Source organism: Shinella daejeonensis, from assembly GCF_024281235.1.
GTDB lineage: Bacteria > Pseudomonadota > Alphaproteobacteria > Rhizobiales > Rhizobiaceae > Shinella > Shinella daejeonensis.
The window spans coordinates 47,679-66,304 of record NZ_JAHWXY010000006.1 but is presented as its reverse complement, the minus strand read 5'-3'; the positions used below and the strand labels follow the sequence as shown (position 1 = coordinate 66,304).

At 65.7% G+C, this 18,626-nt stretch carries 16 protein-coding genes; 9 read left to right on the top strand and 7 right to left on the bottom strand.

Annotation, left to right across the window (positions count from 1 at the left end):
* Nucleotides 1-24: 24 nt before the first annotated feature.
* Nucleotides 25-1,821, bottom strand: coding sequence for an acyl-CoA dehydrogenase (locus tag KYK29_RS15285; RefSeq protein WP_254691777.1), 1,797 nt, complete (start codon nucleotides 1,819-1,821; stop codon nucleotides 25-27).
* Nucleotides 1,822-2,274: 453 nt separating this feature from the next.
* Between KYK29_RS15285 and KYK29_RS15280 the strand changes: the two genes are divergently transcribed.
* From KYK29_RS15280 to rnk, 4 genes are all read left to right on the top strand, one after another.
* Nucleotides 2,275-6,012 carry a peptidoglycan-binding protein gene (locus tag KYK29_RS15280; protein ID WP_254691776.1) on the top strand — a complete coding sequence of 1,246 codons (3,738 nt, stop codon included), beginning with the start codon at nucleotides 2,275-2,277 and terminating at the stop codon, nucleotides 6,010-6,012.
* Between the two features lie 323 nt (nucleotides 6,013-6,335).
* Nucleotides 6,336-7,262, top strand: coding sequence for a sulfite exporter TauE/SafE family protein (locus tag KYK29_RS15275; RefSeq protein WP_254691775.1), 927 nt, complete (start codon nucleotides 6,336-6,338; stop codon nucleotides 7,260-7,262).
* Complete coding sequence (locus tag KYK29_RS15270) at nucleotides 7,259-8,056, top strand: TIGR02186 family protein (RefSeq protein WP_254691774.1); 798 nt, start codon at nucleotides 7,259-7,261, stop codon at nucleotides 8,054-8,056. The genes KYK29_RS15275 and KYK29_RS15270 overlap by 4 nt, the downstream gene beginning before the upstream one ends.
* A 340-nt stretch (nucleotides 8,057-8,396) precedes the next feature.
* Nucleotides 8,397-8,825, top strand: coding sequence for a nucleoside diphosphate kinase regulator (rnk, locus tag KYK29_RS15265; RefSeq protein ID WP_254691773.1), 429 nt, complete (start codon nucleotides 8,397-8,399; stop codon nucleotides 8,823-8,825).
* A gap of 66 nt (nucleotides 8,826-8,891) precedes the next feature.
* Here the strand turns inward: rnk and pdeM are convergent, their stop codons facing one another.
* Nucleotides 8,892-9,617, bottom strand: coding sequence for a ligase-associated DNA damage response endonuclease PdeM (gene pdeM / locus KYK29_RS15260; RefSeq protein WP_254691772.1), 726 nt, complete (start codon nucleotides 9,615-9,617; stop codon nucleotides 8,892-8,894).
* Nucleotides 9,617-12,148 (bottom strand): ligase-associated DNA damage response DEXH box helicase, encoded by a 2,532-nt coding sequence (locus KYK29_RS15255; protein ID WP_254691771.1) that lies wholly within the window; start codon nucleotides 12,146-12,148, stop codon nucleotides 9,617-9,619. The genes pdeM and KYK29_RS15255 overlap by 1 nt, the downstream gene beginning before the upstream one ends.
* A 112-nt stretch (nucleotides 12,149-12,260) precedes the next feature.
* Between KYK29_RS15255 and KYK29_RS15250 the strand changes: the two genes are divergently transcribed.
* A complete protein-coding gene (locus tag KYK29_RS15250; RefSeq protein ID WP_254691770.1) occupies nucleotides 12,261-12,773 on the top strand; it encodes an RrF2 family transcriptional regulator in 513 nt (170 codons plus the stop codon).
* Nucleotides 12,774-12,800: 27 nt separating this feature from the next.
* Entirely contained in the window at nucleotides 12,801-13,253 is a 453-nt protein-coding gene (locus tag KYK29_RS15245; RefSeq protein WP_254691769.1) for a carboxymuconolactone decarboxylase family protein, read from the top strand.
* 32 nt (nucleotides 13,254-13,285) lie between these two features.
* Here KYK29_RS15245 and KYK29_RS15240 read toward each other — a convergent pair whose 3' ends face one another.
* Nucleotides 13,286-14,257: a class I SAM-dependent DNA methyltransferase gene (locus KYK29_RS15240; protein WP_254691768.1), complete on the bottom strand. Its 972-nt coding sequence runs from the start codon at nucleotides 14,255-14,257 to the stop codon at nucleotides 13,286-13,288.
* A 170-nt stretch (nucleotides 14,258-14,427) separates the two neighbouring features.
* Between KYK29_RS15240 and KYK29_RS15235 the strand changes: the two genes are divergently transcribed.
* The 3 genes from KYK29_RS15235 to KYK29_RS15225 all read left to right on the top strand — a co-directional run bounded on the left by KYK29_RS15235 (nucleotide 14,428) and on the right by KYK29_RS15225 (nucleotide 16,558).
* Nucleotides 14,428-14,694, top strand: coding sequence for a DUF6460 domain-containing protein (locus KYK29_RS15235; protein WP_254691767.1), 267 nt, complete (start codon nucleotides 14,428-14,430; stop codon nucleotides 14,692-14,694).
* 2 nt (nucleotides 14,695-14,696) lie between these two features.
* Nucleotides 14,697-15,203 carry a CAP domain-containing protein gene (locus KYK29_RS15230; RefSeq protein WP_254691766.1) on the top strand — a complete coding sequence of 169 codons (507 nt, stop codon included), beginning with the start codon at nucleotides 14,697-14,699 and terminating at the stop codon, nucleotides 15,201-15,203.
* A 74-nt stretch (nucleotides 15,204-15,277) separates the two neighbouring features.
* Nucleotides 15,278-16,558 carry an MATE family efflux transporter gene (locus KYK29_RS15225; protein WP_254691877.1) on the top strand — a complete coding sequence of 427 codons (1,281 nt, stop codon included), beginning with the start codon at nucleotides 15,278-15,280 and terminating at the stop codon, nucleotides 16,556-16,558.
* A gap of 255 nt (nucleotides 16,559-16,813) precedes the next feature.
* On the opposite strand, the gene KYK29_RS22635 is transcribed toward KYK29_RS15225, so the two are convergent.
* From KYK29_RS22635 to KYK29_RS15210, 3 genes are all read right to left on the bottom strand, one after another.
* Nucleotides 16,814-17,044, bottom strand: coding sequence for a DUF2934 domain-containing protein (locus tag KYK29_RS22635; protein ID WP_437437258.1), 231 nt, complete (start codon nucleotides 17,042-17,044; stop codon nucleotides 16,814-16,816).
* Between the two features lie 133 nt (nucleotides 17,045-17,177).
* Nucleotides 17,178-18,266 carry a quinone-dependent dihydroorotate dehydrogenase gene (locus KYK29_RS15215; protein WP_254691765.1) on the bottom strand — a complete coding sequence of 363 codons (1,089 nt, stop codon included), beginning with the start codon at nucleotides 18,264-18,266 and terminating at the stop codon, nucleotides 17,178-17,180.
* On the bottom strand, nucleotides 18,263-18,610 hold the full coding sequence (locus KYK29_RS15210; RefSeq protein WP_254691764.1) for a DUF952 domain-containing protein: 348 nt from the start codon (nucleotides 18,608-18,610) through the stop codon (nucleotides 18,263-18,265). Before KYK29_RS15210 ends, KYK29_RS15215 begins: the two co-directional genes overlap by 4 nt.
* Nucleotides 18,611-18,626: the final 16 nt, after the last annotated feature.

The following is an 18,626-nucleotide window of genomic DNA, read 5'->3' as shown; positions in this document are numbered from 1 at the left end:
CTTCCGGCCGGCTGCGGGCAGGCGTCAGAACGCCTCCGCCGGAAGCTCCATCGTCGAATCTGCGCCCGCCTCGATACGCGTGCGGCGCAATGCGGTCTCCGGCATCAGCCGCTCCATGAAGAAGCGCGCCGTGATCAGCTTGTTCCGCAGATCGTCTTCGCGCCCGCTTTTGCCTGCGGCAAGAGCCTGATTGGCGGCTTTCGCCATTCTCGCCCACATGTAACCCACGGTGACGAGGCCGCTGAGATGCATGTAATCGGTCGATCCTGCGCCTGCATTGTCCGGTTTGGCGACCGCGTTCTGCATGAACCACATGGTGGCCGCCTGAAGGTCGTTCAGCCCTTTCTTCAGGTGCTTGGTGAAGAAGGAGAGCGTCTCGTCGTCGCGGTTCTCCTCGCAGAAATCGCCGATCTCCTTGAAAAGCGCCATGATGGCGCGGCCGCCGTTCAGGCCGAGCTTGCGGCCCACGAGGTCGAGCGCCTGAATGCCGTTCGCGCCTTCGTAGATCATGGCGATGCGCGCATCGCGCACATATTGGCTCATGCCCTGCTCCTCGATATAGCCGTGGCCGCCGAAAACCTGCTGGGCCATCACGGCGTGGTCGAAGCCCTTGTCGGTCAGGACACCCTTGAGGATCGGGGTCATCAGGCCGAGCAGGTCGTCGGCCGCCTGTCTTGCCGCTTCGTCCGGCGAACGGCGGGCGATGTCCGATTGCAGCGCGGTCCACAAGGTGAAGGCGCGGCCGCCTTCCGTCCACGCCCGGATGGTCATCAGAGTGCGGCGCACGTCCGGATGGACGATGATCGGGTCCGCCTTGTCCGCGGGGTTCTTCGCGCCGGAAAGCGCGCGCCCCTGCAAGCGCTCGCGGGCATAGGCGGCGGCGTTCTGGTAAGCGGCCTCCGCAATGGCCAGCCCTTGCAGCCCGACGCCGAGCCGCGCCTCGTTCATCATCACGAACATGGCGTTGAGACCCCTGTTCTCCACGCCGATCAGATAGCCCGTCGCCTCGTCGTAGTTCATGACGCAGGTGGCATTGCCGTGGATGCCCATCTTGTGTTCGATCGCGCCGCAGGAAACGGCGTTGCGCTCGCCCGGCGCGCCGTCGTCCTTCAACAGATATTTCGGCACGATGAAGAGCGAGAGACCCTTGGTGCCGTCCGGCGCGCCCTCGATGCGGGCGAGCACCAGATGCACGATGTTGTCCGACATGTCGTGTTCGCCGGCGGAGATGAAGATCTTCTGTCCGGAAATCCTGTAGGAGCCGTCGGCCTGCGGCGTTGCCCTGGTGCGCAGCAGCCCGAGATCGGTGCCGCAATGGGGCTCGGTGAGGTTCATCGTGCCGGTCCAGCTGCCGTCCACCATCTTCGGCAGCCACATGGCCTTCTGCGCGTCGGATCCGTGGGCGAGAAAGGCGGCGATCGCGCCCTGCGTGAGGCCCGGATACATCATCAGCGACATATTGGCCGAGGACATATATTCGCCGACCGCCGTGTGCAGCACGTAGGGCAGGCCCTGGCCGCCGAATTCCTCCGGTACGGCAAGGCCGATCCAGCCGCCCTGGCGATAGAGGTCGTAGGCGTCCCGGAAGCCGTCGGGAACGCTCACCGTGCCGTCGTCCCGGCGCGTGCAGCCCTGCCTGTCGCCGGGAAGATTGAGCGGCAGGAGTTCTTGCTCCGCCAGCCTCGCCGCCTCGCCGGCGATCGCCTCCAGCATGTCGTTCGACAGATCGGCAAAGCCGGCAAGATCGTTATGGCGACCGATCGACAGAACGTCGTTCAGGATGAAGAGTGTGTCACTCACAGGGGCTTTGTAGACGGGCATTTTACGATCCTCACCATTTCCCCGGCCATGTCCGGTCCTTGAAGGCGATCCTATGGAATTCTGACGTGTGCGTAAACGTCAAATATGGTTCTCCGAAATTTCACCCCGGGGGGACTGCCGCCGGTGTTCTGCAATCGTACGGCCTGTGCGTCGATGCGGCAGTCTATGAGCAAATCGTTAAAATTCCCGCCCGGTTTAACGCGTTGTTTACCATGTTTCATGAATTGTGGCGTTTGAAGGCATGGGATCGGGAATCATCCGCACCACCCTTCGCCGGCTGAGACGGCGGAGCCCGGGAAGACGGGAACGGTGCATTTCCCGTGTCGTGCGTGACAGGTGGCGGGCGGCGGAAGCCTCCGGCCGGATTTCAGGAATGATGCGGCGTCCGTCCGGCGGCGTCGCCGTCTAATCCATCTCCCGGCGACCCGGAGGGTCGCCAAAGCGAGGCGAAAGATGAACGGATCGCGAAACCCGCAACGGCATGGTGAAAGGTCCTCGCTGGATGCGCTGAACCGGACGATCGAGGGGCTGGAAGCCCGTATCGAGGGATTGATGGCGGGCAGCCGGGACATGCGGTCGCGCAACGACGACCGGTTCCCGCCGCCTGCCGAGCCCGCCCGCTACGAGAATGCCCGCAGCCTGCCGCTCGGCAACGACCCGGTGTCGGAGATCGTGCAGCGACAGCGGGCCATCGAGGGTGGCCGCGAGCGCGACCGCAACGCCCAGCAGCGCCCGGCGCCGCGCCAGCGCTCGTCCGATCATTATGCCAGCAGCCAGAGCGCCAGGAGTGCTCTTGCCGGATGGCATGAGCAAGCGCCGGTCAAGGAAATCGCCGACGCGCTCGTTTCGTTGCGCCAGGACCTTCGCAGCGACATCGCCGAAGGCCTCGAGCGGGAGATGCAGGCGCTTCGGGACGAATTCCGCGGCATTCGTCAGCTTGCGGAAGGGCGCGGCAATACCGATGGCCTGCGCGAGGAACTGCATCGCCTCTCGGCCGGCATCAGCCAGCTTGGCCGCCAGTCTTCCCAGACGGATGGCCTGCGTACGGAGTTCGACGAATTACGATCGGTGCTCGACGGGCTCGCCCGCGAGGATTCCGTTCGCCGCGTCGAAGATCGCTGGAGCCGCATGGAAGAAAGGATCTCCGCTTCCGATCAGGGGCGCGAGGACGAACTCGTCGCGCTCGCCTACCGGCTCGACGAGTTGAAGGCGCAGATCAACGCGGTCAGCGCAACGCCGGCGATCCGTGCGCTGGAGGGACGCATCGAATCGATCGCGGAAGCCGTCGATACGCTCGCGCGCCGCGCCGAACCCGACAGCGGCCGCTTCGTCTCGCAGTTTGCGGGACTGGATGCCCGGCTGGACGAGATCACCCGCGCCATCGCCGCCAGCTTCCGTATGCAGCAGTCCGGCGCCACCGATGCGGCCGCGTTGCAGCGGCTGGAAAACCGCATCGCCGATCTCGCCGGCCATCTCGATACGCTCGTTCGCAGCCCCGCGCCGGATCAGGCGATCGGCCAGCGGCTGGAGGCGTTGTCGAGCCGTATCGAGGAGCTTGCCGGGGAACGGGCGGCCCAGCGGCTGGAAGAGCGCATCGACGATCTCTCGCGCATGCTGGAGGAAAATCGTCAGGCCCCGGCGCTCGGTGACGATCTCGCCTATTACCTGTCCGACATCTCCCGCAAGATCGAGGCGCTCGATCAGGGCAGTGTCAACGACCAGCTCGCCGACCGGCTCGACGGGATCGCCCGCCGTATCGACGCCTTGGACGCGCCGCTCGGCAGTCCGTTTCCGGAGGAGCGTTTTTCGCATCTGGAAGGCCGTCTCTCGGCGATCGCCGACCGACTCGACGCGACCGGCAGCGCGCCGGCCAGCGATCAGGAGGCGCTGCGCAGCCTCGAAGCGCAGATCGCCAATCTCTCGACGCTGATCGGCACGCCCGCGGCGGGGGCCATGCCGTCCGAGGTGGACCATCGGCTGGCGACCATAGAAGACTATATGGCGACCAATGATGAATATATCATCGAGGCCGCCCGCCATGCGGCCGAGACGGTCATGGACGCCTATCGCCATGCGGCTCCCTCCGGCAATGTGACGGGCTCCGATCTGGAGGCGATCTCGGCGCTTGCCGAAGACCTGCGCGCGCTGGAAGGTTTCACGCGGTCGAGCGAGGAGCGCACCGCCCGCACTTTCGATGCGCTGCACGAGACGCTGGTGCAGATCGCCGGACGGCTGGAGCAGCTCGATGCGCCGCGTGAAAATTTCGGTCGCCGCGAGGCGACGATGCCGCGCGCTGAAATGCCGGTCATGGAATTTGCAGGCGAATTTGCGACCCTGCGTGAAGATGCCGTCGACCTGCGCGACGACGAGAACCCCTTCGAGGAAGAGGACGCCGCCGCCGGAAGACACGCGGGAGACGCCGAGGCTGCGGAGATTTCCGCGCCATTGGCCGGCAACGATCATCGCGCGGCGGTGGATGCCGCCGATGCGACGGTCTTCGCCGAACCGCTGATCGGCGGGCAGGCGATAGAGCCTGCCGACGCCGCGGCCGGCGGGCCGCCGGAAAAGCCGGGCCTGTTTGCCGGCCTCAAGCGCCGTTTCGTTCCGGGCCGACGCGAGCCTGCGCCCGCCCTCGAGCGCCGGCAGATCGATCCGGTGCCTTCCATCGATCCTTCCGACGAACTCGCCCCGGAAGACGCCAACCAGCTGCTGGAGCCGGGCTCCGGCGCGCCGGACGTTCGTCGCATTCTCGAACGGGTCCGGGCAAACCAGGCCGCAGGGACGCGCGCCGGAACGGCCGGCGGGGCCGACAAGGCGGATTTCATCGCCGCCGCTCGCCGCGCCGCCCGCATGGCGGCCGAGGAGACCGATACGGCGGCTGTCGCCCCGGTGCGGAAGGACGAGCAGGACGGGGCTGGCAAGTCCGTGTCCGCCTTCTCCCGCCATCGTCGGCCGATCCTGCTGGCCGTCGGCGCGGTGCTGCTGGCCCTGATGTCCTATCCGCTGGTCAGCACGCTGGTGAAGGACGACGCTGCGCCGGCTGTGACGGAAGAGGTCGCCGCCCGGACTTCCGCACCGTCGGATGCCGCGCCCGTTGCGGAAATTCCGGCCGATGAGCCGGAGCCGGCGACCCGTGCGGCGACGGCTTCCGCAAGCGATGAAATGACGGATGGTTTCACGAATGTCATCGATGGCGGGGTGGAAACCGATGCGCAGGCCGCTGCTGTGCCCGATGCCGGCCCGGATGCCGCTGCCGCGCTCGACGACACGGCCGGCTATGAGCCGATCCCGGTCGATCCGGCGGAGGCTGATGCCAGTGGTCCCATCGTCGTTCCGCAGGCCATCTCGCCGCCCGAACTCGCGCTGGCGGCGACGGATGGCGATCCGCTGGCGCTTTTCGAGGTGGGCGCGCGCTATACGGAAGGCCGGGGTGTGGAAATCGATCTCGCCGAAGCGGCCCGCTGGTACGAACTTTCGGCTGCCCGCGATTTCGCGCCGGCGCAATACCGGCTGGCCAATCTCTACGAGAAGGGGCAGGGCGTCGAACGCGACCTTTCCCGCGCCCGCGATCTTTACGAAAAGGCGGCGCAGAGGGGCAATGCGAGTGCGATGCACAACCTCGCCGTGCTGCTGGCCACCGGCATCGGCAATGCCACCCCGGATTTCACCGGCGCCGCCAGATGGTTCCAGCAGGCCTCGGACCTCGGCGTCCGCGACAGCCAGTTCAATCTGGCCATCCTCTATGCGCGCGGCAACGGCGTGAAGCAGGATCTCGAGGAATCCTACAAGTGGTTCGCCATCGCCGCCCGGGATGGCGACACCGACGCCGCGCAGAAGCGCGACGAGGTGGCGAACGCCATGCGCCCCGAGCAGCTTTCGAACGCCAAGGCAAAAGTCGATCTCTGGACGCCGCAGCCGCTGGACGACGGTGCGAACGATGCCGATGTGCCGGACGCCTGGGTCGGAGCGCCGGTCAAGACCGCGTCGGTCGACGTGGAGAAGGCGATCCGCAACATCCAGGCGATCCTCAACAACGACGGTTTCGACGCCGGACCGCCCGACGGCCGGATGGGCCGCAGGACCGAGGCCGCCATCAAGGCGTTCCAGAAATCGGTGGGACAACCGCAAACCGGCGAGATCGATGATGCGCTGGTCACCGAGCTTCTGAAGCGTAATGGCAAGCAGGATTGATGCGGCAGCCGGCGGCGGGGGGTAAAATATTGCCCGCCGGTTGACTTATCCACAGCCCGCGGGCATGACGCTTCATAGAAAAACCATATGTCGGCCCAGTATGATACGCGTTCTTGAGGACGTCATCGTCCACAGGTCGAAATGATTGGCGACGAACCTTGCAGGATGCGAGGCGCGACCAGCCGGCGGGGGTGATCCTCTCGCGGCGGGGCGCGCCAATCCGTATCCGCCGCGCCCTGACGGTGACCCGCAGGCACGGAAAGGGCGAAAGGCACGGCCGGATACGGGGCCCGCGGCGGGCCCTTTGCACTCGGGGTTTGATTGTGACCGTTTATCTACCCATAGCTGAGCTTTCGGTGAATGTTTTCATCATTCTCGGCATGGGCGCTGCGGTCGGTTTCCTGTCGGGGATGTTCGGCGTCGGCGGCGGCTTTCTGATCACCCCGCTTCTGATCTTCTACAACATCCCGCCGGTAGTGGCGGTGGCGACGGGCGCCAATCAGGTCGTGGCGTCCTCCATGTCGGGCGCATTGTCGCATTTCCGGCGCGGCACGCTCGATGTCAGGCTCGGCGTCGTGCTGCTCCTTGGCGGCCTCGCCGGGGCGACGGCCGGCATCTGGCTGTTCTCGCTGCTGCGCCGCATCGGCCAGCTGGATCTGGTCATCTCGCTGCTCTACGTCGTCCTGCTCGGCGCCGTGGGTACGCTGATGCTGCTTGAGAGCCTGCGGGCCCTGCGCCGCGCCGCGCAGAACCGTCCGGTCTCGCTGCGCCGGCCCGGCCAGCACAACTGGGTGCATCGCCTGCCGCTGAAAATGCGCTTCAAGAAGTCCAGGATCTATCTCAGCATCATTCCGGTGGTCGGACTGGGCTTCGCCATCGGCGTTCTGACCTCCATCATGGGCGTCGGCGGCGGCTTCATCATGGTCCCGGCCATGATCTATCTCCTGCGCATCCCCACCAGCGTCGTCGTCGGCACCTCGTTGTTCCAGATCATCTTCGTCACCGCCTATACGACCGTCGTGCAGGCCACGATGAACCATGCCGTCGACATCGTTCTCGCCTTCATCCTGATGGTGGCCGGGGTGATCGGCGCGCAATACGGCGTGCGCATCGGCCAGAAGCTGCGCGGGGAACAGTTGCGCGCGCTGCTGGCGCTGCTGGTGCTGGCTGTCGGCGCGCGTCTGGCCGTCGATCTCGTCGCCACCCCCGGCGACATCTATTCGGTGGTCAGCGAAAGGATCTACCGATGAGGCGGGCCGCCGCTGTCCTGACGCTTGCCGCAGGCCTTCTTGCGCCTGCCGCCGCCGGCGCGCTGGAAAACGCCCGTTTCGAGCATCCCGAGAAGCTGGAGATCGGCGTCTCCACCGACGAGATCGCCATCTCCTCCGATTTCCGCGGCGTCGATCTCACCATCTTCGGAGCGATCGAGGGCTACGATCCGGACCTGCTCGCGCAGGGAAAATACGGTGTCGTGGTGGCGCTCGAGGGACCGAAGGACGACGCCACCGTGCGCAAGAAGGAGCGGTTTTTCGGCATCTGGGTCAACCGCCATTCCATGACCTTCGAACTGGTGCCGGAATCCTATTCGCTGTCGAGCACCCGCGACGTGGAGACCATCGCGCCGGACGGCGAACTCAACAGTCTCGGGATCGGCATCCAGCACATCCGTCTGTCGCCGACCGGCTATTTCGGCGATGGCAGCAACCTGACGGAATTCCGTGACGCCTTCCGCCGCCTCAAGGAGGCCGGCGGCTTTTATCAGCGTGATCCCGGCGGCGTGCAGTTCATCAGCGCCAGCCTGTTCAAGGCCACCGTGCGGCTGCCGGCAAGCGTGCCCAACGGCACCCATATGGTGCGCGCCCATCTTTTCCGCGATGGCGTCTTCATCTCCGAAAAGGCTTTGCCCCTGCGGGTCATGAAGACCGGCATCGAACAGATGATCTCGAATGCCGCCTATGAGAACGCAACCGCCTATGGCATCTTCGCCGTCATCCTCGCCGTCGTGACGGGATGGATTGCAAGTATCGTGTTCCGGAAGGATTAGGCGGTCCGGCCTTTCCGCACCCGGATGTCCGCTCATGTGTCCGGCGCAGGGCTGCGCGGGACGATTTTCCGCGGCGGATTCGGGCTTCGGTATATCATCGTCTTGACATTTGCCCTCGTCATCGCTTGGTTGTTAATATGAACCGTTCGTTTCACCCTATGCCCGCGAGGGGCTTTTTCCGGGTGTCTCCCATCGCAGGAGGCTAGCCCCCGGGTCGCGACATCTGTCGGGATGCGGGGGGACGCGTTCTTTCCATCGTTCAAAAACATCAGGAGCGGTTTGCGCAGGAGCGCGCCGCCCGACGAGGCTCCACCGGGAGCCATACCGGAAGGCATTCGAAATGACGAACTCCGCACCTTCGGCGCGTCCGCGCGCCGGTCAGGCCAAGCCCCGCATCGTAATCAGCGAAGAAGATCACGCCCGGCTGATGCGTCTGGCCGACAGCCTCTACGACAACGCCCCCGATCTTGCCGAAGCCCTGATCGGCGAACTGGAGCGCGCCACCGTGCGACCGGGCGCGAAGGTGCCGAAGGACACGGCGCAGATGGGCTCGGCCGTTGAATATGCGACCGGGGACGGCCAGACGCGCCGGGTCATCCTGGTCTATCCGGGCGAAGCGGAAATCTCCGCCGGCAAGGTCTCGATCCTGACGCCGATCGGCACGGCCCTGATCGGGCTGTCGCCGGGCCAGTCCATCGCCTGGACGGCGCGTGACGGACGCGAGCATCGCCTCACGGTCAATGCCGTCGAACAGGACGCCGCATCCTGACGGCCATCCGGTAAGGATGTCCGGGCGCTCCCGAGGCGGCCGGGGCTTCGCGCGGCGAGGGTCGCCTCAGCCGATGAGATTGGCGAAACGGACCGAATAGATCCGGTCGCGACCGAGCAGATGGGCCACCAGCCTCGCTCGTTCGAACAGTCCCGTCATCGCCTTGTGGCGCAGATCGAGCCCGCCGCTCATCAGGCCGAAGGCCGGCATCAGCAGGCGCTGGCCGTCGGTGGCGAAACAGGCCCGTCGCACCGCCTTTCCCCGCCGGATGACGGTGGCGAGCGGATGCAGGTGGCCGGCGATCTCCCCGGCAGGGGAAAGCAGTGAGGGTTCGTGGCGGAAAGCGAGCCCGGCAAAGTGCAGTTCGTCGGCCGATTGTCCCGGCAGGCCGGTAACGCCGTCCGGATCATGATTGCCATTGATCCAGATCCAGTCGCGTCCGCGCGCCAGCTGCGTGAGCCTTGCCCGGAAGATTTCCGGCAGATGGGCCGAGCCCGTCCGGTCGTGGAAATTGTCGCCGAGGCTGACGACGATCGCCGGATCGTACCGGTCGACGGCGGCTTCGAGAACCTTCAGTGTCGCCAGCGTATCGTAGGGCGGCAGCATCATGCCGCGCCGGGCGAAGGCCGCGCCTTTTTCCAGATGCAGGTCGGAGACGACGAGCAGCCGTGTCTGCGGCAGATAGAGCGCGCCGAGCGGATCGCAGACCGCGTCGACGCCGGCAACGGCCGTGCGAGCGGAGAGGGAGCCGCAGTCCTGTATGTCCGCCGATGCCAGCGTCAGCCTCTGCATTACCTGTCCTGTGTCGGGTCCTTGCCGATGGCTTCGGCGAGCAACTCGTCCGCCGCTTCCGCGAGCAGGAAATCCTGCGCCTCGCCGGCCACCGGTTCCTTGCCGATTTCCAGCATGATCGGCACGGCGAGCGGCGAGATGCGGTCGAGCCGACGATGCGTGATACGGTCCTTGATTCGCAAAAGCATATCGCCCAATCGCCGAATATCCAAAAGTCCCGCCGCCGCATCGTTGCGTGTGGCCTCCAGCAGGATGTGATCCGGCTCGTGGCTCCTGAGCACGTCATAGATGAGGTCGGCGGAGACCGTGACCTGCCGCCCGGTCTTTTCCTTGCCCGGGTGGCGCTGCTCGATGAGCCCTGCAATCACGGCGCAATTGCGGAAGGTGCGCTTGAGCATGAAACTTTCGTCGAGCCAGGCTTCGAGATCGTCGCCCAGCATGTCCTCGTCGAAGAGGTCGGAAAGGGCGGGCCGCCCGGCGGCAAAGGCGTAGCCGAGGTCGTCGAGCGCCCAGACCGCCAGCGAATAGTCGGTGGCGACGAAGCCGAGCGGCCGGCGGCCGGCGCGCTCCAGCCGTCGTGTCAGCAGCATGCCGAGCGTCTGATGCGCAAGCCGTCCCTCGAAGGGATAGGCCACCATGTAGTGCCGGCTGCCGCGCGGAAAGGTCTCGATCAGCAATTCGTCGCGCCGGGGAAGCGCGGAGACGTCGCGTTGCAGCGCAAGCCAGTCGCGCACCTGTTCCGGCAGCGCTCCCCAGCGCGCCGGATCGTCCAGCATGTCCCGCACGCTTGCGGCGAGATAGGTCGACAGCGGGAATTTTCCGCCGGCGTAGGAGGGGACTTTGGGATCGAGTGAGAAGGCCTGGGAAACGAGGCATTCGTTCTCGCGAATGCCCTCGAAGCGCAGCACCTTGCCGGAAAACAGGAACGTATCGCCCGGCGCGAGCATTTCGAGGAAATATTCCTCCACCTTTCCAAGCGAGGCTCCGCCGCGTCTGGCGGCCCCCTTGGAACCGCGCTTGACCATGCGCACGTTGAGCATCGGCATTTCGACGATGGTTCCGAGATTGAGCCGGTACTGCTGCGCCACCCGCGGATTGGAGATCCGCCACAGTCCTTCCGTCGTGCGGCGGATGCGGGCGTAGCGCTCGTAGGTCTTCAGCGCATAGCCGCCCGTCGCCACGAAGTCGACGATGCGGCGGAATTTTTCCCGCGGAAGTCCGCTGTAGGGCGCGGCCGAGACGATTTCGCGATAGAGCGCGTCCTCGTCGAAGGGCGCGGCGCAGGCCATGCCGAGGACATGCTGGGCCAGCACGTCGAGCGTTCCTTCGCCGACGGGCGGTGTATCCTGTGCGCCGATGTAGTTGGCGTCGAGCGCAGCCTGGCATTCCATCACCTCGAACCGGTTGGCGGGAACGAGGATGGCGCGGCTGGGCTCGTCCATGCGGTGGTTGGCGCGGCCGATGCGCTGGGCGAGCCGCGACGCCCCTTTCGGCGCGCCGACATGGATGACGAGATCGACGTCGCCCCAGTCGATGCCGAGGTCGAGGGTCGATGTGGCGACGACGGCGCGAAGGCGGTTTTCCGCCATCGCCTGTTCCACCTTGCGGCGCTGGCCGACGTCGAGCGAACCGTGGTGCAGCGCGATCGGCAGCGTATCCTCATTGATGTTCCACAGTTCCTGGAACAGGATTTCCGCCTGGCTGCGCGTGTTGACGAAAAGCAGGGTCGTCCGGTGCGCGCGGATCGCTTCGTAGACTTCCGGCATGGCGTATTTCGCCGAATGGCCGGACCAGGGAACGTGTTCCCTGCTTTTCAGAATGGTGATGACCGGTTTCGCTCCGCCGGGGGCGATGACGAGGCCGGCATGGCGCTCTTCGCCGGCCTCTTGTCCGACGAGCCAGCGGCGCAGTTCCATCGGTTCGGCGACGGTGGCCGACAGGCCGATGGTCGAAAGGCGCGGTGCGAGCTGCCGCAGCCGTGAAAGCCCGAGCGAAAGCAGATGCCCACGCTTCGATGTGACGAGCGAATGCAACTCGTCGAAGATCACGTATTTCAGATCCTTGAAGAAACGCGGAGCCTCTGCGTTGGCGATCAGCAGCGCCACCTGTTCCGGCGTCGTCAGCAGGATATCGGGTGGGGCGAGCCGCTGGCGCTGGCGCTTGGCCTGCGGCGTGTCGCCGGTGCGCGTCTCGACGGTGATGGGCAGGTCCATTTCTGAGACGGGCTTCATCAGGTTGCGCTCGATATCGACGGCGAGCGCCTTCAATGGCGAGATATAGAGCGTGTGAATGCCGGTGAAGGGGGAGCCCGGCGGGATCTTCCCGCGCCGTGCAAGATCGGTCAACGCGGGCAGAAAGCCGGCGAGCGTCTTGCCCGCGCCGGTCGGCGCGATCAAGAGCAGGCTTTCGCCACGGCCGGCACGGGCGAGCAGTTCAAGCTGATGGACGCGCGGCTGCCAGCCCTTTTCGGCGAACCAGCCGGAAAAGGGCGGCGACAGCAGGACGGAGGCGGTGGTTTCGGAATAGCGCATCGCCCGAGCAAGCTAGCGGATCGGAGCCGAAAGGAAAGACAGGGGAGAAATGCGGCTTGACCTTCATCGATAATCATGGATAAAATATATCTATGATAGGAAGGAGACCCCGTTGAAACTGGGCGAGGGTGTCGAACAGGCAGTCCACAGCGTGGTGATGCTGGCGCAGCTTTCGCCGGACGGGCTTTTGTCGGCTGCCGCGCTTGCGGAGTTTCACGGTGTGCGCGCGAGCTATCTGCTGAAGCATCTGCAAGCTCTGTCGGGCGCGGGTATCCTGCGGACCCAGCCGGGGCCGAAAGGCGGCTATCGGCTGGCCCGCCCGGTCGGAAATATCTCTCTGCTCGATATCGTTCTCGCCGTCGAGGGACCGGAACCGGCGTTCCGCTGTCTGGAAATCCGCCAGCGCGGGCCGAACCCGCTACCGGGAAAGCCTCTGCGGCCCTGTGCGATCAACAGCGCCATGCAGCGCGCCGAACAGGCCTATCGGGCGGAACTGCGGCGCGTGACCATCGCCGATATTCTTACGGACGTGGGGCGTGATGCCGATGCGTCCGCCATCGCGGCCCGCAGCTGCGCCTTCCTCGCCATCCATGAGCGCAAACAGGAAGCCGGTCGGCTTCGCTGACCGTCGCCACAAAGAGGAGAAGACCCCATGAAAGAACGCTTGAACGCCGCCAGCGTCCAGCCCGCCGCCTATAAGGCGGTGCTTGGATTGGAAAACTATGTCGCGAAATCCTCCGGGCTCGACCCGCATCTGATCCATCTCATCAAGCTGCGCGCATCGCAGATCAACGGCTGCGCCTATTGCGTCGATATGCATGTCAAGGAAGCGCGCCGCGACGGGCTGTCGGAACAGTGGATCAACCTTCTGTCCGTCTGGCGCGAATCGCCGGTCTATAGCGACCGCGAACGCGCCGTCCTGGAGTGGACGGAAGCGGTGACCCGTCTTGCCGATACCGGCGCGCCGGATTCTGCCTACGAGCCGCTGAAGGCGCATTTCGATGAGGCGGAAATCGTCAACATCACGGTCGCCATCGCCACGATCAACGTCTGGAACCGTGTGGCCGTGAGTTTTCGCTCGCAACATCCGGTCGATACAGCCTGATTTCGACGGGTCCGCATCGCCATCGTCGGCGATCAGGCCGCGCAGGCTGCCGACAGGACGTCCTCGCCGTGGCGGGCGAGGAAGAGAAGGCCGGATACCGGGGCGCCTGCATCCATGCGGATCACTTCGCAGCGGCAAGCGAGGATCGCAAAGCCGTTTTCCGCCGCCAGTTGGCGGATGAAGGCGGCGGGGTGGGCATAACGCAGCGAGGGCCGAAGCACCGGGCCGGAAGCCTCGCCGCCGTCCTCCAGGGAAAACGCGAAAAGCCCGCCGGGCCGGAGCAGCCGCGCGACGCTCGGGAAAATGTCGTGCAGGTCGCCGAGATAGATCAGGACATCGGCGGCCGTTGCCAGGTCGCAGCGTCCTTCCGGCACACCGGGCCCGAAAAGACCGCTTTCGGCCGCCGGACGTGAGAGATCGGCTTTGGCGAGCCGGTCGTAAACCGCCTTTTCCGCCGCTTGCGCAAGCATATTGGTTGAAAGGTCGAAGCCTTCGAGCGTGCCGGCATGGGAGCGGATGCGCTGGCCGAACAGGCCGGTGCCGCAGCCGAGGTCCGTCACGACGGGAAAGTGGGCCGTCGCTCCGGCGTGATCGAGGATGAGCGCCGCAAGCTTTTCCGGGACGGTATAGGCGAGGCGCTCGACGAGAGCGGTATCGAAGCGGGCGGCATAGTCGTCGAAAAGCCGCTCGACATAGCCGGCCGGCGGGACGGCGGGCGGGCTGGTGGCGCCGAGGAGCGCGAGCTTCAGGCCGGCGCCGAAGATATCCGCCGGATCAAGCCGCAGCACGGTCGAAAGGGCGGCGATCGCCGCCTTCCTGCCGCCGGATTTCTCGGCATAGTCGGCAAGCTGGAACCAGCCGGCAGCCCAGGCGGGCGCTTGCTCCAGCGCTTGCGTCATCACCTCCGCGGCTTCCGCATGGTGTTTGGATTCGGCCAGCATGCGGGCGTAATCGGCCCGACGGTCCGCAACGGGATCGCCGGAGGAAAATGGGTGTCGTGCCATAGGCGAGGAAGCCGGAGCGGTGGAACTGGCGGATATTTTTCCAGGCTACGGCAAAAGGCAAGCGGTTTTTTCAGGAAAAGCGCAAGCGATCGCCGTCATCGTCGGGCGGCTTGCCGGAAGGGAAGCGTCGGCTTATCTGGAGGGGAAACGATCATCAGGAGAATCAGGGCATGTCGGACGGAGTGAACCGGTTTCTCGGCGATACGCCGCTGCGCATTTTCATCAAGCTCGTCATCCTCTCGGTGGCCGCGGGCTTCCTCATGTCGGTTTTCGGCCTCTATCCGGACGATATCCTCTACATGGCGCGCAATTTCGTTCTGGACGTCTGGCATAAGGGTTTCGCAGCACTCGGCCGGGTCGGCGACTATCTGTTGCTGGGCGCGGTCATCGTCGTGCCGATCTTCCTGCTGATCCGCCTTTTGAGCTACAGGCGCTGATCATGCCGCATCGCCGCTTCCCTTCTGCCCGTCCCGGACGGCGCGCCTTTCTCGCCGGTTCGGCCGCGCTTGCGCTGGCCGCCGCCGCCGGTTGCAACACCCGAGGGCCGGGATCGGGCGCCGGCCGCGACGAGACGGCGGCCACCCTTGCCCTCGTCAATCGGCTGCGCGCCGAAAAGGGGCTGCCGGCGCTCTCCGCCGATCCGGCCGCCCGCCGCGCGGCGCTGGAACAGGCGCGCCGCATGGCCGCCAGCGGGCGGATGGAGCATGTGATCGGGATTGGCGCGAGTTTTCCCGCGCGCATGAAGAGCATGGGGGTGACGCTGCCGGCCGCCGAGAATATCGCCGCCGGGCAGGATAGCGCCGCCAAAGCCTTCGACGCCTGGTATCGCTCGCCGAAACATCTGGAGAATATGCTGGGGGCGCATTATCGCGGGCTTGGCGTGGCGGTGGTATCCGATCCCGCGTCCGGTAATCGTCCCTATTGGGCGATGGTGCTTGCGGGGTGAAGAAGGCGCGTTCTTCCGACGCCGCCGGTTCTTTCGAAGTGACGCATCGGCTGGTGCTGTCGATCTCGGTGCCGATGACGCTGGGTTTCCTCACGACACCGCTGATGGGGCTGACCGGCACGGCCGTCGCCGGACGCCTCGGCTCGCCCGATGCGCTGGCGGGGCTTGCCGTCGGGGCGGTACTCTTCGATCTCCTGCTGGGGACATTCAATTTCCTGCGCGCGTCGACGACCGGCCTTGTGGCGCAGGCTTTCGGCTGCGGCGACCGGCGGGAGGAGGAGGCGATCTTCTGGCGCTCGCTGGTGCTTGCCGTCGCCTGCGGCCTGGCGATCGTGCTGCTGTCGCCATTGCTGCATGTGGCGGGCCTCTTCATCATGGCGCCGTCGGCTGGCGTGGCGCAGGTCACGTCCACCTATTTCCTGATCCGTATCCTGTCGGTGCCGATGGCGCTCACCAACTACACGCTTCTCGGCTTTCTTCTGGGACGGGGGCGTGCCGTCGCCGGCCTTGCTCTTCAGGCGACGATCAATGGTGTCAATATCGCGCTTTCCGTTCTGCTCGGGCTTCTGGCCGGTTGGGGCGTGGCCGGGATCGCCTGGGCGACGGTGGCGGGAGAGACGGTCGGCATGCTGGCCGGGTTCATGCTGGTGCTGTCGCGGTTTCGCGGCGGGGACCGGCCGAAACGGTCCGACATCCTGGCAAGGGAGCGGCTGCGGGCGCTCTTGTCGCTCAATCGCGACATCATGATCCGCACCTTCGTGCTGATCGGGGCCTTCGCCCTGATGACGCGGATCGGTGCGTCCTTCGGGCCGGTCGTATTGGCCGCCAATGCGGTGCTGATGAACCTCTTCCTCGTCGCGGGCTATTATCTCGACGGGATCGCCAATGCCGCCGAGCAACTCGTCGGCCGGGCGTTCGGAGCCAACGACCGCTCCGCCTTCGACCGGGCCGTCCGGCTGACCATGGGCTGGTCCTTCGGGCTCGGTATCGTGACGACGCTGTTGTTCCTGATGGCCGGACCCCATGTGGTCGCCCTGCTGACGACGACGCAAAGCGTGCGGGCGGAAGCGGAACTTCATCTGCCATGGGCGGCATTGACGGCCATAACGGGTGCGCTCGCCTTCCAGATGGACGGGGTCTTCATCGGCGCCGCCTGGTCGTCGGCCATGCGCAACATGATGCTGGCCGCCTTCGCCGGTTATGCGATTGCGCTTGCCGTGCTGGTGCCGCTCTTCGGCAATCAGGGCCTCTGGCTGTCGCTGAACCTGTTTCTTGCCCTGCGGGGGCTGTTCCTGCTCTCCCGCCTGCCGGCGCTGGCGGAGCGCCGCTTCATCCTTGCGCCGGGCCGGGGCTAGAGCAATTCCAGGAAAAGTGCGAAGCGGTTTTCCGTCCGGCATTGCGGAAAAACAAAGAGATAGAGCAATTCCAGGAAAAGTGCGAAGCGGTTTTCCGTCCGGTATTGCGGAAAACCGAAGAGATAGACCAACCCCGGCGAAATCCGGTTCGCCGGGGTTGGTCTCGTCTATTGTTCTCGCCGCATTATCCGGCGCCGGAGCGATCGTGATCCGGCTGGAAATACTCCAGGCCCGGCCCGGCTGCTTCGCTGCCTGTCAGGCGAGCGTCGGGCGCCATCGCCGCATGCCGGCAAGGGCGGACCAGTCCAGCCAGTCCGTCCGGTCGCTGGGCGGCGCGTCTTGCACCCGGTCGGCGATACCGGCGTCCGCCTGCGCGATCTCGCTGCGCGCGCGCAGCCAGCGACTGTATTCCCGGCCTTCGGGACGCCCTTCGGCCTCCCAGATTTCATAGGCTCTTTGCCGGATACGTTCCTCGTTCGTTTGCATTTTCAGTCCCTTCCTGGCCTTTTTGGCCGTTAGACGGGATCAGTGCTGGTCTGGTCGACGAGGGTGCCGGCACAGGCCAGACACGTCATCCGCATCGGGAAAACCCGAAGCGGGGTTTTTGGTTCCGCCCGGGTCAGATCGGCCGGTCCGCCCAATGGGCGACGCGGCTGTCGCGGATATCGCGGATGGAAGATAGCCCATCCCGGTCGCAAAGCCGCACGAGGCCGGTAATTATTCTAGCCGGCAGATCCGGCCCCGCATAGACCATGCAGGAATAAAGTTGGACGAGATCGGCCCCGGCGCGGATTTTCTCCGCCGCCGTTTCCGCCGAGGAAATGCCGCCGACCCCGATGATCGGCAGGGTTTCGCCGACGCGCCGGCGCATTTTCGCCAGCACGGTCGTGGATTTTTCAAACAGCGGCTTGCCGGAAAGTCCGCCCGCTTCGCCGGCCAGGCGGCGGTCGCCAAGGCCTTCGCGGGACAGCGTCGTGTTGGAGACGATGAGACCGTCGAGGGGATGCGAAAGCGCCAGGTCGGCGATGTCGTCCAGCCCTTCTTCGGTGAGATCCGGCGCGATCTTCAGGAAGACGGGAACGTGCCGGCCGCCCCGCGCGGCTTCTTCGGCGCGCGCTGAAAGAACGGCGGAAAGCAGCGCGTCGAGGCTTTCGCGAGCCTGAAGATCGCGCAGGCCCGGCGTGTTGGGAGAGGAGATATTGGCGGTGAAATAGCGCGCGACGCCGTAGAAGGCGCGGATGCCCGCCACATAATCCGCAATGCGATCGGCGCTGTCCTTGTTGGCGCCGATGTTGACGCCGATCAGCGCATCGGGCCGGCAGGCGCGAAGGCGCGCGAGCGCCGCCGCATGGCCGCCGTTGTTGAAACCGAGCCGGTTGATGACCGCCTCGTCCTCGACGAGGCGGAAGATACGGGGCTTCGGATTGCCGGGCTGCGGGAGCGGCGTCAGCGTGCCGACCTCGGCGAAGCCGAAGCCGAGCCGGATCAGCGCTTCCGGCACCTCGGCATTCTTGTCATAGCCGGCGGCGATGCCGAGCGGATTGGCAAAGGAGAGATTGGCCACCGTCCGGGCGAGACGCGGATCGGCCGGCGGCGGGCAGGCCGGAACGATGCCCGCCTTCAGGGCGGCGATCGAAAGCCCGTGCGCCGTTTCCGGATCGAGCAGGAACAGGCCCTTGCGGCCGAGAGCGGAGAGCAGCGACATCATGCGGGCATCTCCGGGAAGCGGTGGAGGCCGTCCTTGCCGAGCGGCAGCGGCTTTTCCCATAGCACCGCGGAAAGGGGAAGCGTGGCGTAGAGGTGGGGGAAGAGATCGCCGCCGCGCGATGGCTCGAACCGTAATCCGTCGCCGAGCGCTCCGGCGTCCACGGCAATGAGCCGCAGATCCTCCTGTCCGGCAAAATGACGGGCGGCGGTCTCGGAAACCTGCATTGCCGTCGAGAAGTGGATGAAGCCGTCGGCAAGGTCCACCGGGGCTCCGGCGAAAAAGCCGGCCTGTTGCGCCTGCCGCCACAGACTGGCCGGAACGATCTTGTAGACTACATTGGACATGGCCTGCTTCCCGATG

What these genes read in the sequence shown, in the direction of transcription:
- KYK29_RS15285 (WP_254691777.1), bottom strand. Translation starts at nt 1,821, where the DNA reads ATGCCCGTCTACAAAGCCCCTGTGAGTGACACACTCTTCATCCTGAAC.
- KYK29_RS15280 (WP_254691776.1), top strand. Translation starts at nt 2,275, where the DNA reads ATGAACGGATCGCGAAACCCGCAACGGCATGGTGAAAGGTCCTCGCTG.
- KYK29_RS15270 (WP_254691774.1), top strand. Translation starts at nt 7,259, where the DNA reads ATGAGGCGGGCCGCCGCTGTCCTGACGCTTGCCGCAGGCCTTCTTGCG.
- rnk (WP_254691773.1), top strand. Translation starts at nt 8,397, where the DNA reads ATGACGAACTCCGCACCTTCGGCGCGTCCGCGCGCCGGTCAGGCCAAG.
- pdeM (WP_254691772.1), bottom strand. Translation starts at nt 9,617, where the DNA reads ATGCAGAGGCTGACGCTGGCATCGGCGGACATACAGGACTGCGGCTCC.
- KYK29_RS15255 (WP_254691771.1), bottom strand. Translation starts at nt 12,148, where the DNA reads ATGCGCTATTCCGAAACCACCGCCTCCGTCCTGCTGTCGCCGCCCTTT.
- KYK29_RS15245 (WP_254691769.1), top strand. Translation starts at nt 12,801, where the DNA reads ATGAAAGAACGCTTGAACGCCGCCAGCGTCCAGCCCGCCGCCTATAAG.
- KYK29_RS15240 (WP_254691768.1), bottom strand. Translation starts at nt 14,257, where the DNA reads ATGGCACGACACCCATTTTCCTCCGGCGATCCCGTTGCGGACCGTCGG.
- KYK29_RS15235 (WP_254691767.1), top strand. Translation starts at nt 14,428, where the DNA reads ATGTCGGACGGAGTGAACCGGTTTCTCGGCGATACGCCGCTGCGCATT.
- KYK29_RS15230 (WP_254691766.1), top strand. Translation starts at nt 14,697, where the DNA reads ATGCCGCATCGCCGCTTCCCTTCTGCCCGTCCCGGACGGCGCGCCTTT.
- KYK29_RS15225 (WP_254691877.1), top strand. Translation starts at nt 15,278, where the DNA reads ATGACGCTGGGTTTCCTCACGACACCGCTGATGGGGCTGACCGGCACG.
- KYK29_RS22635 (WP_437437258.1), bottom strand. Translation starts at nt 17,044, where the DNA reads ATGCAAACGAACGAGGAACGTATCCGGCAAAGAGCCTATGAAATCTGG.
- KYK29_RS15215 (WP_254691765.1), bottom strand. Translation starts at nt 18,266, where the DNA reads ATGATGTCGCTGCTCTCCGCTCTCGGCCGCAAGGGCCTGTTCCTGCTC.
- KYK29_RS15210 (WP_254691764.1), bottom strand. Translation starts at nt 18,610, where the DNA reads ATGTCCAATGTAGTCTACAAGATCGTTCCGGCCAGTCTGTGGCGGCAG.